The sequence below is a fragment of the Flavivirga jejuensis genome, from assembly GCF_030540765.1.
GTDB lineage: Bacteria > Bacteroidota > Bacteroidia > Flavobacteriales > Flavobacteriaceae > Flavivirga > Flavivirga jejuensis.
In genome coordinates this window covers 1,101,991-1,118,750 of record NZ_JAUOEL010000001.1, presented here as the reverse complement: position 1 = coordinate 1,118,750, position 16,760 = coordinate 1,101,991, and the positions used below count along the sequence as shown (strand labels likewise).

Annotated in this window: 10 protein-coding genes; all 10 read right to left on the bottom strand. The window is 32.8% G+C overall.

Going from position 1 to position 16,760, the window contains the following annotated elements:
* Positions 1 to 11: 11 nt before the first annotated feature.
* Positions 12 to 1,478 (bottom strand): GDSL-type esterase/lipase family protein, encoded by a 1,467-nt coding sequence (locus tag Q4Q40_RS04730; protein ID WP_303300575.1) that lies wholly within the window; start codon positions 1,476 to 1,478, stop codon positions 12 to 14.
* A gap of 300 nt (positions 1,479 to 1,778) precedes the next feature.
* Entirely contained in the window at positions 1,779 to 3,236 is a 1,458-nt protein-coding gene (locus Q4Q40_RS04725; RefSeq protein WP_303300574.1) for an alpha-L-arabinofuranosidase family protein, read from the bottom strand.
* A gap of 107 nt (positions 3,237 to 3,343) precedes the next feature.
* The gene (locus Q4Q40_RS04720; protein WP_303300573.1) at positions 3,344 to 4,450 is read right to left on the bottom strand and encodes a glycoside hydrolase family protein; all 1,107 of its coding nucleotides are present in this window, start codon (positions 4,448 to 4,450) and stop codon (positions 3,344 to 3,346) included.
* Between the two features lie 519 nt (positions 4,451 to 4,969).
* Positions 4,970 to 6,340 carry an alpha-L-fucosidase gene (locus Q4Q40_RS04715; RefSeq protein WP_303300572.1) on the bottom strand — a complete coding sequence of 457 codons (1,371 nt, stop codon included), beginning with the start codon at positions 6,338 to 6,340 and terminating at the stop codon, positions 4,970 to 4,972.
* 23 nt (positions 6,341 to 6,363) lie between these two features.
* Positions 6,364 to 7,971 carry a sulfatase gene (locus Q4Q40_RS04710; protein ID WP_303300571.1) on the bottom strand — a complete coding sequence of 536 codons (1,608 nt, stop codon included), beginning with the start codon at positions 7,969 to 7,971 and terminating at the stop codon, positions 6,364 to 6,366.
* A gap of 10 nt (positions 7,972 to 7,981) precedes the next feature.
* Positions 7,982 to 9,910, bottom strand: a complete 1,929-nt coding sequence (locus Q4Q40_RS04705; protein WP_303300570.1) for a glycoside hydrolase family 97 protein — start codon at positions 9,908 to 9,910, stop codon at positions 7,982 to 7,984.
* Positions 9,911 to 10,296: 386 nt separating this feature from the next.
* The gene (locus tag Q4Q40_RS04700; RefSeq protein ID WP_303300568.1) at positions 10,297 to 11,808 is read right to left on the bottom strand and encodes a sulfatase family protein; all 1,512 of its coding nucleotides are present in this window, start codon (positions 11,806 to 11,808) and stop codon (positions 10,297 to 10,299) included.
* A 135-nt stretch (positions 11,809 to 11,943) separates the two neighbouring features.
* A complete protein-coding gene (locus Q4Q40_RS04695; RefSeq protein WP_303300566.1) occupies positions 11,944 to 14,547 on the bottom strand; it encodes a fibronectin type III domain-containing protein in 2,604 nt (867 codons plus the stop codon).
* 70 nt (positions 14,548 to 14,617) lie between these two features.
* Entirely contained in the window at positions 14,618 to 14,746 is a 129-nt protein-coding gene (locus tag Q4Q40_RS04690; RefSeq protein ID WP_303300565.1) for a hypothetical protein, read from the bottom strand.
* 165 nt (positions 14,747 to 14,911) lie between these two features.
* A complete protein-coding gene (locus Q4Q40_RS04685) occupies positions 14,912 to 16,534 on the bottom strand; it encodes a T9SS type A sorting domain-containing protein (protein WP_303300564.1) in 1,623 nt (540 codons plus the stop codon).
* Between the last annotated feature and the right edge of the window lie 226 nt (positions 16,535 to 16,760).

Sequence of the window (16,760 nt, the reverse complement as noted above, 5' to 3'; positions counted from 1 at the left end):
TAAAAAGTATACTATATTATTTCTTTAGCTATCTTATTCGCTAAAACTTTATAGCCTTCTTGATCAAGGTGTACACCATCAATCGTATATTTAAATCCTTTTTGCATTAATTTATTTACGTCTATAAGTTTGATATTTTCTTCCTCTGCAATCTCTCTAATTACAGGGATTACCCATTGGTTTAATTGCTCAATACGTTGTTTTATTTTTGGGTCTCTACTTTTTTTATGCTCGTAAATAGGTAGCGGCGTTAATATATATATCTGTGCTTTTTCATTCTTGCGCTTATAAGTATTTATCAATTTAATATATTGACTTTTAAATTCTTCTTGAGGGGTTCCTGCAAATTCAGTTTTTCTTGTTTTATCTAAACACCACTTAACATTTGCATCGTTTGTTCCAAACATTATTAAAACAATATCTGGAGTGAATTTTAATGAGTTTTTGTATTTGCCTGATTTAAAATATGGTTGCATTGTTCCATCAAGTAATGTTGCGCCTCCTTTTCCGAAATTTTTCACTTGATATTTTGCACCAATTTTTTCTTGTAAAAACTTAGGATATTTAGCTTCAGTATTACTATCTCCAACACAGGATACATGTTTTATATTTTGAGAAAGCGTTGGTTTCTTTTTAAGGTAACACATTGTTTCTAAAAACACATCCGTTTGGTATGCAGTTAGGTTGTAGTATTTATTTCCAGATCCTTTTCTAAAAAAATCGCCATTAAAAAACCCATGTCCAACATTATCAATTGCGACTAATTCGCATTCATTTCCTGCTTCTTTCATGAGATCGGTAAAACGTTTTGCGTTTTCAAAAGGCACTATTTTATCTTTTTTCCCATGAAATATCAACATAGGAGGCATCTCTTTTTTTACCTGGTGACATGGCGATATTTCTGTTTCACGACCAATAACTTTTTTATAGCCATACCCCTCTTCAGTCGTGTCTAAAACGGGGTTGTATGCAACTACAGCATTAGGAACAGAACTAACAGATACATTTTCGTTAGGGTTTTCAAAACCTTTTATTAATGCCGTAGATATTGCAATATGACCTCCCGCAGAACCTCCACTTGCAACAATTTTGGTAGGATCAATATGTAATTCTTTAGCATGTTCACGAATCCAACGAATAGCAGATTTGGCATCTTCAACGCAATCAAAAGGAGACGCACCATGTTTATTCTTCACTCTATATTCTGCAGATATTGCTAACATACCCCTAGATGCGAAATATTCACTTTGTTGATAAAATTGTTTTGGAGTACCAGATACCCAGCCTCCACCAAAAAAGAATACAATAACAGAAGTTGGTTTTTTAGATAATTGTGGTTTAAAAACATGAAGATATAAACTATCTCCATTTATCTTTTTGTATACTATTTTTTCATCAGGAGTTATATTTTGGGCTCTAAGATTAAGAATCGTAGATACTAGTATTAAAAATGTGACTACTATTTTTTTTGATGTCATTTCGTTACTATAAATTTGATGTGACTACTTTTGATTATATAATTCAAAATATTCATTTTGCGTTATCCATTGGAGGTATAACAAATTCCTTTTATACCGTTTTCTTCTCAAAGCGTACTTAAATTCTTTTTAGGTTTTCCTTCGTAACCATCAATTCTTATAAAATTTTGAATGGTTCTGTTCTTCTTGCTATAGGGGTTACTTGCGGTATTTCTATCATAAAATAAAAAATTCTTAAAACCGACTAGCCCCTAGGCAAACCATAGGGGTATTTCATCAGTTTCATATTATTATTAATTGCTATTTCAGTTTCATATAGATTACATTTAATGATAAAGGTGCTAATTCGACCTTCAGAATTTCATCATTTATCTCATTATACGCTATTTCTGAACATACTGGTGATTTATCCTCTGGACCTTTTCCTGAGAAAGTTTTTATTGTATAATTTGATTGTAATTTAAACTCTGAAGTTTCAATATTTACAGTTTCTGCTGTATCATTTTTATTAATTAGAAAAACATTCAAATGCTCATTTAATTCATCTACGCAGGCATACGTTCGTATAAAACCTTTTACACGGGGAACCTGTACAAAATAATCTAAGAGATTTTCGTTAATTATTTTAATGATGTCTCCTCGTGGTTCGCGATTATTATCAAGGTCGAGAATATTATAAGAGGCATTCTTTTCTGGACCATCCCACGGTCCATGAGTGTTCCAAACATAGGTGGCTCTTACATCTTCAAAGTTGCATGCATTTAACACCATTTCGCCATAGGCCAATGCTCGAAATAAATCATCGCTATCTGAATTGTCTTTCCAGGGGCGTGAGTTCATTTCAGTAACATGAATTTCTATATTGGGAATGGATGAGTTATTTACAGCCTTTTGGCATGTCTCCACATTACTCACTAAAATATCACTTGTATTTTTCCATCCTTCGTAACCTAGGTTTCGCCAATCATATTTATATAAATAATTATGAACACAGATAAAGTCGATATTATCAGGATCATGTGCTAGCATTGCTGCATGCCAGTTACCAAGTAACCCAGGTCCGATCCAAATATCAGGGTCAACCTTTTTCATTGCTGTCGCAAAATCGGTATAAACAGCTTTGTATTCCTCTTGCGAAATTAAATTGGAATGATGATCGACTTCGTTTCCTAAAGCCCAACGTTTTACATTATAACCTTTGGTTATGTTAGCATATCGAACCCATTCTACTGCCGTTTCTTTCAATTGTTCGTAGGTAGGGCCATTATTGTATTTGTATGAAAGAATATTTACCACCACCATCGGTTCTGCCTCTACATTATTACAAATAGAAATGTATTCGTCAAAATCCATATCCTTTATAAATTCACCACTTGATTGATTTACCGCCCAATCCCATGTGGCTGGGGCTTGCGAAAAGGTAGCAATTTTAGGTGTAAGTGTATTTCCCCAATCATCATCTGCATCCCACAAATAATTATCAGCCAAATGACCGTAAGGAAAGCGCATGTATTTTACTCCCATCTCTTTCATAGCACTGGTAAAAGAGGTTTTTCTGGGACGTTCAATATCTGAATCTAATAACCAACAAGAAACAACACCAGCTGGATTTTTGGAAACCTGCCCTGTTCTTATTGATGTATCAATTGTAATTATTTCTACATTTTGTTCAGGTTTTTCCTCATCTTGACTTTTATCAACACGCGCACACTTTACTGACAACAGTAATATTAAGCCGAATAGTAAGTGTCTCTTCATTGAAAAAATCTGTTTATTTTCTTTCTTGTTTTCTTCTTTTCATAAATAGTTTAGGTTAAGAATGTGTATCAATCAATGTTTTCCTAAACCCGTTGCATATTTTCAAATCACTCGAAACTAATCTTAAATACATGCGAACTACTGCCATATCCAGGTTTAACCTGAACGCCTGTAGCTAGATATAAGTAAATAGGTATACCATCTTTAAAAAGCAATTGTGCTCGTTCTAAATGACCATCTTTTTTTCCTCTATATGAAACAGCATCTTTTAAATGCGCTTCCCCAACATAATGAAGCAAATCTTCATAAGAACGTTCTGTTTTATCAGTAGGAAAAGAAAAACCATTTCCAGACTTCCATAACAAACCTCCTCCTCTATTTCCTAAAGATCCTCTAAAATCTCGACTCATTAGATATACTGAATCCTTCATTGTAAATGCGTAAGCATCTTCAAGTGGCATTTTTTCTTCGGTTACTCTTGTAGGCTTATGCACATATGGTCCTTCAACAGCATCGGCAACTACAACACCATAGGAATAAACATATCCTTTTGGTTCTTTTCTTACCACAGATTTATGATATAAAAGATATTTACCCTTGTACTTTATTAATGAGGGATTTGAAACCCCCAATCTTGCTGTATAATTCCAAACTGTTGAATCTTTTGTTTGTCGTAAGATCGTACCATCAGCTTCTGCTCCTTTAGCTGGTCTCCAGTTATCATTAAGATCATCTGCCACATACATAACAATACGCTGTGTTTTTAAATTGTTGTTTTCATTTACAATAAAACAAAGTTGATATTGCCCGTCTATATTACTAATGGTTGGATTGTGCGGCGAATTGAACATACCATCTTTATCTTGAACAGCTACGCCTACATACTTAAAAGGACCTTCTGGGCTATCACTTACATAATGTCCAATTTCACAATCTTTAAACCAACCACTAAAATTTTCAGGTTGCGTTTTAGTAGACCATTGAGCAGCATATAAATGTGTTTTTCCATCCTTATCTTGTATAGGTGATGATCCCCAGACATGCATACCTTCATTTTCAGCAGCGCGCCCTATATACTCAAATTTCATTTTACCAGTAGTAATTTTTGTTACTTGTTTATCATTAACATCTTCCGTTTTTGTTTTCTTAGTTCTGTTATTACAAGATAAACACCCAAGTATGAGTATTAATAATAATATTTTTTGTGATTTCATTTTATTCTTCATTCTGGTATTTTCAATAATGATTCTTTGTGTTAATTTCAAAAGCTAGATATATTTCATATTAAGTTATTATCATCAATCTTTTTTTAAATACATATTTTTTATTTAGGTAGCTTCTAAAAATATCTTCATAAATAATCATAGCAGCGCCTCAATATTTTGTAGAAATAATCCATTTCCGAAATATTACTTTATCAAATATTTTTTTCTAAAAAAAACAAAACATAAAACTAATTAATGTTATCTCAAAAAGCAGGGTCATTTTGACTATAATTTGGGTGAATTATGTCTATTTAAGCGAGAGAACCTTGATAGGTTTAAGTTCTAAGAAAATCTAGCAATTATACTTTGAAACTGTTTAAATTTTATCCTTTAGTTTATTTTGTTTTCTTAAGCCCTCATTCTACAGCAAAATGTCTTTAAATAGCAACGCTATTCTCTTTTATTTTGCCTTGACTGAGAACGTAATTCACTCAAGTTAATTCCAAAAAACTAAACTTAAACAGTTTCTTAATCGTTTAAAAATATTTCAATTACAGGGATCTCAACATTTGGTTTGTTAACAGGTAATTTTAAGTTTACATCTTCTTTTTTCATTTTTTCCTTACCCCAGGCACCATGAGTTTTACCTGTTTTTATTTCTGAGGCATCGTGTAAAAATTGTGCATATTTTATTTTCCCTTTCATCCCTTTCATTAAAAAATTCTGAATTGGGTAATCCAATAAATGCACGTACAAACGATTTGTTTTGGGGTTATAGGTTAACAATGAATTATCTGGAGTAACAAACTCATCTGGCGCTTGTGTGCAACTATAAATGGACCCAGAATTGTATTTCATCCAATTCCCCATACCTTCTAAGGCTTCATCGGCACGATAATCAAATGTTCCTCTTGCTGTTGGTCCCACGTTTAATAAAACATTCCCTCCTTTACTTACAGACTCAATTAATAGGGTTAATAATTGTTTGTTGTCTTTCCAGGTGTGTTCATCTCGGTAATATCCCCATGAACCAGAAAAGGTTTGACATGTTTCCCAAGGAACTTTTTTTCCATCTACTTCTGGCCATTTTTCTACTTTAAATTGTTCTGGAGTTGTGAAATCCCATCCACCAGCATACTCTTTTAAATCCAATCGGTCGTTAACCAAAATTTTGGGCTGAAGTTTACGAACCATTTTTAGCAATTCAACAGACCCCCAATCGTCTCTACCTTTTCCAAACTCTCCTGGATAAGAAAAATCTAACCATAATAGGTCTACTTTTCCATAATTAGAAAGCAATTCTTTCACTTGATTTTTAAGGTATTTTCGATATACGGCCATATCGCGATTTTTGTTCAACTTCTCGTACTCTTCTTTATTATTTGCTTTTATAGAATGTCTACTATCGATGGTAAAATCTGGATGATGCCAATCAATTAACGAATAATAAAACCCAATACCCAGACCTTCTGCACGAAAAGCTTCTACCCATTCTTTAAGAATATCTTTACCATAAGGTGTCTTTGTAATGTTATAATCTGAATAATCAGAATTGAACATACTAAATCCTTCATGATGCTTTGTGGTAATAACAGCGTATTTCATCCCAGCTGCTTTTGCCTTTTTTGCCCATTCTCTAGGGTTAAATAGATCTGGGTTAAATACATCAAAATACTTTTGATAATCTTTATCTGAAATACGTTCACGCTTTTTCACCCATTCGTGACGTGCAGGTTGTGCATACAAGCCCCAGTGAATAAACATTCCAAACCTAGCTTCTGTCCACCAAGCCATACGTTCGGTTTTTTCTTTTTCAGTTTCGTTCCATATTTTCTTTTGAGAAAAACTTGAAAACCCTATTGCTAAAGTCAATAGTAAAATAAGATGATTTTTTTTCATGTTCTTTTTGATATTATAAAATGTTATTCTTTGGACTGATTGTTTACTTCACTTCCCCACCAATCTTTATTAGGTTGCCAATTTGGAGAAAGCATCTTTTTACGATGTTTTTCTTGATTTGGTAAAGACTTATTTTTTTGGTTTTCCAACCATTTTTTACGAGCAGCTTTATCCCATAAAGGATCTACTTCTGCGTAATGCGTATTCATGGATTCTAACCAATTTAAAAGTTGTGTCTCCATTTGTTTAGCAGTTTCAGGGTTGGTTTCTGCAACGTTATTACGTTCACCTAAATCGGTTTCTAAATTGTACAATTCGGCGTGAAGATCTTCCCAATAATAAATAAGCTTCCATTTTCCTTTTCTAATAATTGAACTTGGTTCGCCTCCTTGATTTCCATAGTGAGGATAATGCCAATAAAGCGGCCTTTCGTCAATATTTTCTCCTAATAAAAGTGGTTTTAAACTAACACCATCCATATGTGCTTTTGGCTTAAGTGGTAACCCTGATAAATCTAATAATGTTGGATATAAATCTGTACCAGACACCGGGGTATTAATACTTGCTCCATTTTGTTTTACCCATGGTACATGAATAAAATATGGAACTCTAGTTCCTCCTTCCCATTGGTATCCTTTTCCTCCTCTTAAACTAAGTTGATTGGTAGAAAAGTTATCTCCAGACGTAACGCCTCCATTATCTGAAGTAAAAACAACGATGGTGTTTTTATCTAAATTCAAATCTTTTAATGTTTTCATTACAGTTCCAATAGCGTCATCTACATGTTCAATTAAACCTGCATATACGGGATTGTCTTGATATTTTCTTGCTGGTAAAACACGTTCCATTTCAAATCCTTTTTCATGGATTCCCATTTTTTCTGCTTTGTTACGGTACTTTGTCCATTTTTCTTTAGTTGTTTGTATACCACCATGTACAGCATAAAAAGAAAGGTATGCAAAAAACTGATTGTCTTTATTTTTTTCTATAAACTTACTAGTCTCTTTTGCCAATTTCATAGATAAATTCAGTCCTTTTTCTTCTGGCAAATTTGGCAAGTTTGGATTTTTAAACGGAGAAAAATACCCCCCATTTGGCCCTCCTGCATGGTTTCCTCCTATATTAACATCAAACCCATGATCTGTTGGTAATGATCTTTGTGCTGCACTACCTAAGTGCCATTTGCCTGCAAAGAAAGTAGCATAACCGTTTTCTTTAAAAGCTTCTGGCAATGTTACAGCACCAGAGTCTAAATGATGTCTATATTCTGGCGGTAATAATTTGGTATAGCGTTTGCGTTCTTTCCAAGATTGACCACTATTTCTTTTTCCTTCAAATTGGGTAATCCCATGTCTTGCAGGATATTGCCCAGTCATTAAACTTGCTCTTGATGGGCTACAAACCGTACAAGCTGCATATCCATTTGTAAAAACAGTTCCAGAATTTGCAATTTTATCGATATTTGGTGTTTCATAATATTTACTTCCCATCACACTTAAATCTGCATATCCTAAATCATCAACCAAAATAAATAAAATATTAGGCTTTTTCGAAGTTTCTACTTTGTTATTGTCTTGTTTACAAGATAATAACAAAAATAATATTGTAATTATTGATATTGTTTTTTTCATATACTTGATTTTATTCAGGCTTAATCCACATACAATGTCCTCCGCCTGGAGCCATTACTGCTTTTATGATATCTCCTTTTTTAACTTTTCCTGTTCTTGTTTTATACGCTTCTGGTTTTTTCATCCCATGAGTCTTTGCTGTATCCTCATAATAGGTTACAACATAAGTTTTATCTTCTTTTAGAAAATCTAAATCTATATCTAATGTTCTTCCTTCCTTATTGGTAACAGAACCTATAAACCACTCTTCTTTATATCTTCTAGCTGTAGAAATATACGCGCCCATTTTACTATTTAACACCATGCTCTCATCCCATTTCCCAACAGGCATTTTTTGAATAAATTCGAACAAATCTGATTTTTTATTGTACGCTTCTGGAGCATCGGGAAGACAAACGAGTCCACTAAAAATAATGAGTGTTCTTGCTGTTTCTGAAACAACTGTAGAAAAATAAGAATTTGGTTTCTTGGGGCCTTTTTGTCTATCGCCTCTATTAATACCTATTAAATCAAAATTTCCATTATTCATATCCAGAGGTCCTTGAATCGCATTAATTAGTGCCATTTTTATAAAAGATTCTGGAGTAAATGCTCTTCTAGAATCTTGTTGTGCATGACAATATTCTCTGGTTATTGCATTAGGAAATGTGCGTTCTATACCTGTAAAAGGTACTGGGGAATCATGAAAATCTACCAACAAATTATTTTTTGCACTTTCCTGTATGGCATTACTAGTAAAAGACACATTGTTACCCATAAATCCATATTTAATACCACTCATTCCTAATGATTTGAAGTAAGAAAACAAGTCTTCATCACCATAGTCGCCTTTATGCCTGTCATAATAAAGTATAAGTTTAACACCGTTTTCTTTTGCGTAATTAGAAACTTTTTCAAGATCTAATGCATCAGTTATCTCAAAGTGTCCTTTTATAACTTTAGTAAACCAATTTGCATCAATTAAGAAATATTCGATGTTTTTTTCTGCAGCAAAGTCAATAAACCTGATATAACTCCCAGTATTGATACCGTATGTAAATCCATCGGCTGTTTTATAGCCATGTACTCGCCAGTCCCAAAGCGTCTTACCTGGTTTAATCCAAGAAACAGCTTCTATTTCACAAGGTGTTGCCAAGTTAAGAGGCACTGTATTGGTGACCAAACCTCCGATGTTTTCATCAACTAAAATAACACGCCATGGTGTTGTTATTTTTTTCCCAGTAAGCTTCCTTTTGTTTGTAGATACAAGCCTTTTTTTATCTTGATCGAAATTAAATTTTATGACTCCAAATTCTGGAGCTGTGTATAAATCGGATTCTAATAGTGATAAATGTGATTTTTCAGATTTCTCAACAACGATAGGCATCCTTAATTTAGGCTGTTTTTTAATTGTAACCAACTCATTAATAAGCATAGGTCCTAATGGTTCTTTTTCCCCTGCTGGAGCATACAATGCATCTGTACTATCTAAATTGTATTCACAATAAAAATTGGCTTCTGTGCCTTCTTTATACCCTTCTATTTTATATCTAAATCCAATACCTTTATTAAATACACGTACATAAAGTTTAGCATTTGCTTCTTCTAGTTTTACATCTAAAACAAGCTCATTATAATGATTATTAATCTCACTAAATTGTCCCCAAACGGGTTGCCATATTTCATTTTTAGAATTTAAAGATGCACTATTAATTTGTGCATGTACTTCTGGTAATATGGAAATTTTTGATGTATTTATGAGTGCTTCCCCATTCTTAAAGAGTGCATAAGTAATACTGCCATTCTCATTATTTATTTCGACTGATATTTTTCCATCTGGAGAATTTACTGGAAAATTAGAGTCCTTTTTTTCACATGCACTTACTGCAATAATTAAAATACATAGGATGAGATTGTAGTTTATTTTTTGAAATGGATTAAAAAATATACTTAATTTCATTTATTAAAAATTTTAATATGACTTAATAATCTTTAGTTTTAAAAATAAAAAGGTCTTAAAACTGACTATCTCTGCCTTTGTTAGCAGGCTGACCTGAGGCAAGCCATAGACTGTTTCTTTGGTTTCGTGCCCAATCAAGTTGCCCACAAGGTTTTGGTTTTGACCTAAAAAGGTTAAAAAACCAAAATTCTGTATTTAGATTCCCGTTCCTGTCTGGCCGACAGGCAGGTTCTTGACAGAACCCAGGGAAATTCTTTTCGATTAAACCTTGATCCCCACTAAATACTGAAGCAAGTTCAGAACAGAAAGTGGGGTTAATTTAACTTACAATTTTGAATGCGTCTTGCAGACTTCCCAAAATTGAGTATCATTAATAAAACTAACATTTACAGATCTCTACTACGTCCTTCTTTTTTATATTGTTCTAAGAGCGTGTTTAATTCTGCTACAACTTCTGGATGTTCGTTATAAAGATTGTTTTTTTCTTCTGGGTCGCTTATCATATCGTATAATGTACCAGATGCTTCTCCATCTTTTGGTTTTATTGATTTAGGATTTGAAAAACCACCCGACCCCAGATTTAATGTGTATTTCCACTTTCCTTTTCTAATAGCAAACATCCCTCTTAAAGAATGGTGAACAATAGCCTCTCTTATAGGTTCCTTAACATTCGAGATATATGCTGGCCAAAGATTATAACTATCTTCTGCGCCATTGTCAATAGTTGATTTATTTAATAACCCCGATACAGTAGCAAACAAATCTGTAGTACACATAGTTTGATTGGATTGAAGTCCAGCAGGTATAGTACCTGTCCATTGTGCTATATATGGAACTCGGTGTCCACCATCATAAATATCGGCTTTTTGACCTTTGTAAATGTAATTAGCACGATGTGCATAGTCTTGTTTATCATTTGGAGTCCAATGCGAACCATTATCAGAAGTCACAATAATTAATGTATTATCCATTTTACCTGCTTTTTCTAGGGCTTCAACAACTGCGCCTACAGCATCATCTACCATAGTAACAAAATCGCCATAACGTCCTGCTTTAGATTTCCCGTTAGCGTCTCCAGTTGGCAACCATGGTGTATGTGGTGCTGTTAACGGAAAATACAGAAAGAACGGTGCATTAGACTCTTTTTGATTGCTGATAAAAGACACTGATTTTTTTGTAATATTATCTAATACGTTTTCAAACACAAAATTTGGTGCTTTTTCTCCTGCTCTCCAAATAATACCCCGCCCATCTTTATTTTGATTTTTACCTTTAGTGTATGCAGAAGGTAATTCTAGGGTTTTTCCGTTTTCAATATACACATAGGGAGGCATATCTAACGACGCAGGAATAATATATGAATAATCAAACCCCAAGGCATTAGGGCCTTTTATTTTTTTACTAAAATCTACATTTGTATTAACACCTTCTCTATTACCTATAGGTTTATTTATATCGTCTGCTTGAAGTCCTAAACCTAAATGCCATTTACCTATACATGCTGTTTTATAACCATTGTTCTTAAGATAAGAAGCAACAGTTGGTCTATCGTCCTCAATTAAAGGCGCATCATAGCCATATAAAACACCTTTCTTTAAACGGCTTCTCCATGCATAACGCCCTGTTAGAATGCCATATCTGGTTGGTGTACACACGGAAGAATTTGTATGCGCATCTGTAAAATGAATACCTTCTTTTACAATTTTATCCATGTGTGGTGTTTGGATACCAGATTTTGGATTTAAAGATGATAAATCACCATAACCCATATCATCTGCCAGAATGTATACAATATTAGGTACTTTACTTTTAACAGCTATATTTTCTTTTTTAGCATCTTTATTGTTTATACAAGAAGTTATCGAGATTAATAATGTGAAAAAAAATAATCTATTCATTACTATGGTCTTTTTTTTTAATTTATAAAGGAGAAACATTCAAATTTTTATTCTCGTAAAGTAAGCTCAATAAAACATATCGTTTTAACTGGTACCATTAATTACTAATACAAAAAATATCCATTTATAATAAATTTAATCTGTTTGAATACTTTTATGTGGCAACTTACTAAAAATACTTTTTCCATTGGTATTTATAAATGCTTTAATGGTATACTTTGATTTTTTTTCCAATTCAGAATTAGGTATAAACACTTCAAAAACTTTCATGTTATGCGATATACCTCTTCCTTGTATTAACTGTTCTTCAACTGTTAGGTAAGAGATATTTTCTATTTTAATACCATATGAATAGTCACCATCTAATAAAACATTTTTAAACATCACTTTTAACAAAAATCCATCTTTTTGTTTTTCAATATCTGTTATTTTAATCGCGTATTTTTCATCGGAACCAAATAGTGTTGCCGTATTTGGATAAAAGTTACTTTCACCTGCTTCAGTTTCTGCTTTTACAGTATAGAAATAAACGCTATTTTTTTTAGTAGAGGTATCTTTAAAAGAAGTCGTTTTAATTCCACTAGCTATTTTTTTATAGTTATGAAGCTCTTTCCCTCTATAGACATTATAAGTGGTTTCTGGAAGTATGGAATCCTGTGCGATCCATTTTACAGACACGCTACCATCTATACCTCTAATTGCAGATACATTTCTAGGACTTAACGGCACTTTTTCTGACAGAATAAGTGTTACAGGTTTCGAAAACACACCAACTCCTAAACCATTATAGGCTGCTATCGAAAATTTATAAGGGACATGATATTCTAAACCTTCTACTCTATACCCAAAAACATTATTCGCTTCTATTAAGGTTTCTTTATTTGTGTTAGTATTGATATATTTAAGTTTATATCCAGATGAGTTTGATACGCTTTTCCAGAAAATAGTGGCTGTGGTATTTCTTTTAGACGTTTTAAATATTTCTGGGGTTTCTGGAACACTATTTTTTAGAACAATTTGATTTGAAAAGTCACTTATACCTTGCTTATTTTTAGCATGCATCTTAAAATAATAAGTAGCATCGGTTTTTAAGTTTTTAATCTCGATTGAATTTACCAGAGCCCCTTCTACTTTAATTTGTTCTTTTAAATTATTAGGATCTTCGCCATAATAAATGGTATAATTTTCCACATTTTCGATAGCTCCCCAAGTAATATAAATACTTTTGGGCAGTACTTCTCCTTTATAAATAGTTGGATTAGCAGGTTTGGTTACAAGCTTTGATGTCCATTTAGCGACCGATACGCTAAACGGTGGAATATTAATTTTTCCGTTATTAAAAGCTGTTGTCTTTATATCTGTATTTTCAACTTTTAGTGAGTCTGCTGTTATATAATTTACCTCAATTTCTTTATTCAAAGAAACACCGTCTATTTTTATATTAAAATCTTTAGACTGTTCTGTTCTATTAGTAAATACTAAATAATCGTAGCCATTAATGCCTCGATATGCTTGTGTAAAGAAACCCGTTTCAACTGTATTTTTCATACCAGATGCTACAAAACCATTTGTAACATTTGAGTTGAAAATAAAATCTGAATGATTGGTTACATCATGATAAATGGTATAAGCTTTTCCTTCTAGTGTTTTATCAATACCTGTTAAAATACTATCGGTTTTAAGTTTAACATCATTTTTATAAGCAGCCTCTATTTGTTCATTGATATTTTTTTCTGGCGCATACTTACTACTAACTTCATGAGCACCTACATACCAAGTATTCGTATGCTGCAATTGACGCATCACATATTCAATATTATAAATACTAGAATATATTCCATTTAAAGGCCTGTTCCACACTCCAAATTCGGTGATAACCATGGGTACATCCTTCCAATTATAATCTTCAATCTCTTGCATTGCTGCTGCAGAAGTTGCCTCTATAAGTTTTGTATTTGCTCTTTTATAAGCATTATCTATAGTCTCTTTTTTTCCTGCATGTGGTGCATAAGAGTGTTTAGAAAACACATTCCAATAAGCGCCATGTTTTTTTTGATAATCATTAATTTCTTTCATGAACCCCCAAATACCATCCCAAGTACTATTTAAAGTAAGAAATGCATCAGGAAAAACGGTTTTAATAGCATCTGCATGCGGTTTCATTTTAACGGCATAATCGTACCCATTATTCCACCAATAACGTTCTCTATGTGGCACATAAAAATAAGGTTCGTTACAAAATTGCCATGTTGCTACTTCAATATTATTGTTCTTGCAAAATCTCGCTAATTCGAGTGTCATTTCGGGTGTTTCAGAAAACCCGTTAATAGTTACTATTAACTTCCCATTTATTTCGCTTAGTAAATCATATAAATCGATAATACGGTGTGGTCCTTTAACTTCTGTAAACCGATAGCCTTTAAGGTATTGTTTTGAGTGATCAAACATCATGGCATAATCCATATCATACTGTCCAGTAGCACTACTAAAAGCATCACCCATAGTCCCTGAAAAATAGCGAAGCCAACCAGGTTTTAATTGATGTACAGCTTTTCTGAAATCTGGATGTAAATAGCTCCAACTTTTATCTGCTATTCTAACATTAAATCCGCTAGAGCCTATTTTAATAGCATGTCCGTTTTTTGTGTCTATATTTATTATACCTGGGGTTTCTTGCGAATTCGACAACTGAAATAGAGCACTTATAAGCAGTAGTAGAATCAGTTTTTTTATATTCATTTATTTAGGCTCATCAATTTTAACTAAAGACAAATACAACCGATATATGTTTAATTCTCTTTAAATTTTTTTAATTTTTAACATAATAATAGACGTGATATCTACCATCTATATCTATTTCAAAAGTATTAACTTCGGTGATAGTATAATTCTCATTTGAGGCCTCTAAATGTTGCACAATACCTGAAAAATAATTCATAAATATCTCGTTGTCATGGGGATATAAATTTCAATAGAAATGTCGAAACAAAGCCTCGAGTTTTTCTTTTCGATTAAATAAAATTGTTTGAAATTTTCCTAAACAAAAAAGGCAACATCTATAAAAACAAGATGCTGCCCACTATAACTACTTTTATATTTTAATTTAGTCCTTAACTATCTTATAAGTTTTTGAATGTTTATCGCCATTTAGTTTTAATAAATAAATACCTTTTGAAAATTTACTTACGTTAACCTCAATCTCACGTACATTATTTATTTTATCACTTAATATTTCCTGTCCATTAATGTTATATATAGTATACTGATTAAACTCAGCATTTGGAGTAACTACCATTAGCTTATCAACAACAGGATTAGGATACGTTGCTACTTTTATATTCTCATTATCTTCTGTTGATAATTGAGGTAAAGCTTTAACTTCTACTTCGGCTATATTCATATTTGTACCAACAATATTTGATTGAATTCTAACAAATCTCCCTGTTATACCTCCTGTTTCAGCTGTAACCGAAGGCTGAGGCTTAATGGTATATTCTTTAGAATAAACCTCATCTCTACTGTTGTCTAATACTATTATTGTGAAATTGGTTAAATTCTCTGTACAACAACTATTAGTTCTATTATATACTTTAATATCACCTATAGTTTTCTCTGAACCAAGATCGACCTCCCACCAAGCATAATCTGTACTAGTTACAGGTCCTGGAATTGATATAGATCCATTTGCCCAAAGACCACTAGTATTACCATCGTTTGCTTTATCTGCAGTAGCTCCATTAAACCCTAATGCCGATTGGCTAGCTGTACCAGTCAAGGCATGGTTAACAAAAACAGGGATTGTATAATCTTTTAAATATAAAAGCATCATATCCTGTGCAGCTCTAGTTATTGAACCATCGGTTAAACTTATTGTATTCCATACATTGTATAAAACCAAACCATCTACTTCATTTTCTATTGCTTTTTCTAGACGCGTACCATTACCATTTGCATCATTATGGTTAACTTCAGAATCCCAAACAGGTAAGTTTTCTGTATTAGCTAAATCAATGAAGGTAGGCCATTGCCCATGATTAAAACCTAAATTATGTGTTGCTGCAACAGTAATATAATCTGTTATATCTGTATTTTGAAGCATATCAATACCAGCAGGAAGTCCCCAGGTACATGGTCCTATTAATTCTGCTCCGTTTAAACCATTATTATAAAGTCTTTGATATATTTCATTGATTTGACTTATACTCCAAGTACTACTAGTAGCCCTTCCATCTTCATTAAATGGATTCAACCATTTACATTCTGGGTATTCAGCAGAAAACTCTAACACTCGAGCTACTAATTCATCGGTAGCAGCCTGTACACCGTTAACAGAAGGAGCAGTTCCATTAAGCATATTATTCGCTACTCGAGCACCACCACCACCTTGAGCTGGATTAGCAAAAATTGGTAGTCCTTGAGCTACAACTTGTGAATAAAAATAGTCAAAAATTGGTTTATTGGGGTTAAGATCAACTCCATTAACATCTCTCCCAAAAAGAGGGATACGAATACCATTTACTTGCATCTCAATAAAACCTTTTAATAGGTTATCTGCCTGTGCTTCTGTTTTTATTGCATTCGTAATAAAAGCTTGTTTACAATCCCCTAACACGTAATCCATGTCGTTGGTGTAAATGGTTTGGCTAAAAGCAGTAATAGTACAGTAGGTTAGTGTTAAAATAAAAAGCATTATTTTAAGACTTGTTCTTTGGGTAATTTTTTTCATTTTTTCTAGTTTTGGTTAAGTTTGTGTTCATTAACAAATTATTTATGCTCAAAAAACACGTATTGATTTATTCAGTATTTCACCATATAAACAGCTAATACACAATTTAATGAGACAAAAAAAACCTTTTTGGGTCTTTTATAATTCTCAATTAAGGTGCCTATTTGTTGCTAAAACGCGATTGTACTGTATTTTTATGACACAATTTTCTGTCATTAAGAACTTA

Bases quoted from the DNA above. Each gene is read 5' to 3' on its own strand.
- Q4Q40_RS04685 (WP_303300564.1), bottom strand. From the start codon at position 16,534: ATGAAAAAAATTACCCAAAGAACAAGTCTTAAAATAATGCTTTTTATT.
- Q4Q40_RS04725 (WP_303300574.1), bottom strand. From the start codon at position 3,236: ATGAAGAGACACTTACTATTCGGCTTAATATTACTGTTGTCAGTAAAG.
- Q4Q40_RS04705 (WP_303300570.1), bottom strand. From the start codon at position 9,910: ATGAAATTAAGTATATTTTTTAATCCATTTCAAAAAATAAACTACAAT.
- Q4Q40_RS04730 (WP_303300575.1), bottom strand. From the start codon at position 1,478: ATGACATCAAAAAAAATAGTAGTCACATTTTTAATACTAGTATCTACG.
- Q4Q40_RS04720 (WP_303300573.1), bottom strand. From the start codon at position 4,450: ATGAAATCACAAAAAATATTATTATTAATACTCATACTTGGGTGTTTA.
- Q4Q40_RS04700 (WP_303300568.1), bottom strand. From the start codon at position 11,808: ATGAATAGATTATTTTTTTTCACATTATTAATCTCGATAACTTCTTGT.
- Q4Q40_RS04695 (WP_303300566.1), bottom strand. From the start codon at position 14,547: ATGAATATAAAAAAACTGATTCTACTACTGCTTATAAGTGCTCTATTT.
- Q4Q40_RS04710 (WP_303300571.1), bottom strand. From the start codon at position 7,971: ATGAAAAAAACAATATCAATAATTACAATATTATTTTTGTTATTATCT.
- Q4Q40_RS04690 (WP_303300565.1), bottom strand. From the start codon at position 14,746: ATGAATTATTTTTCAGGTATTGTGCAACATTTAGAGGCCTCAAATGAG.
- Q4Q40_RS04715 (WP_303300572.1), bottom strand. From the start codon at position 6,340: ATGAAAAAAAATCATCTTATTTTACTATTGACTTTAGCAATAGGGTTT.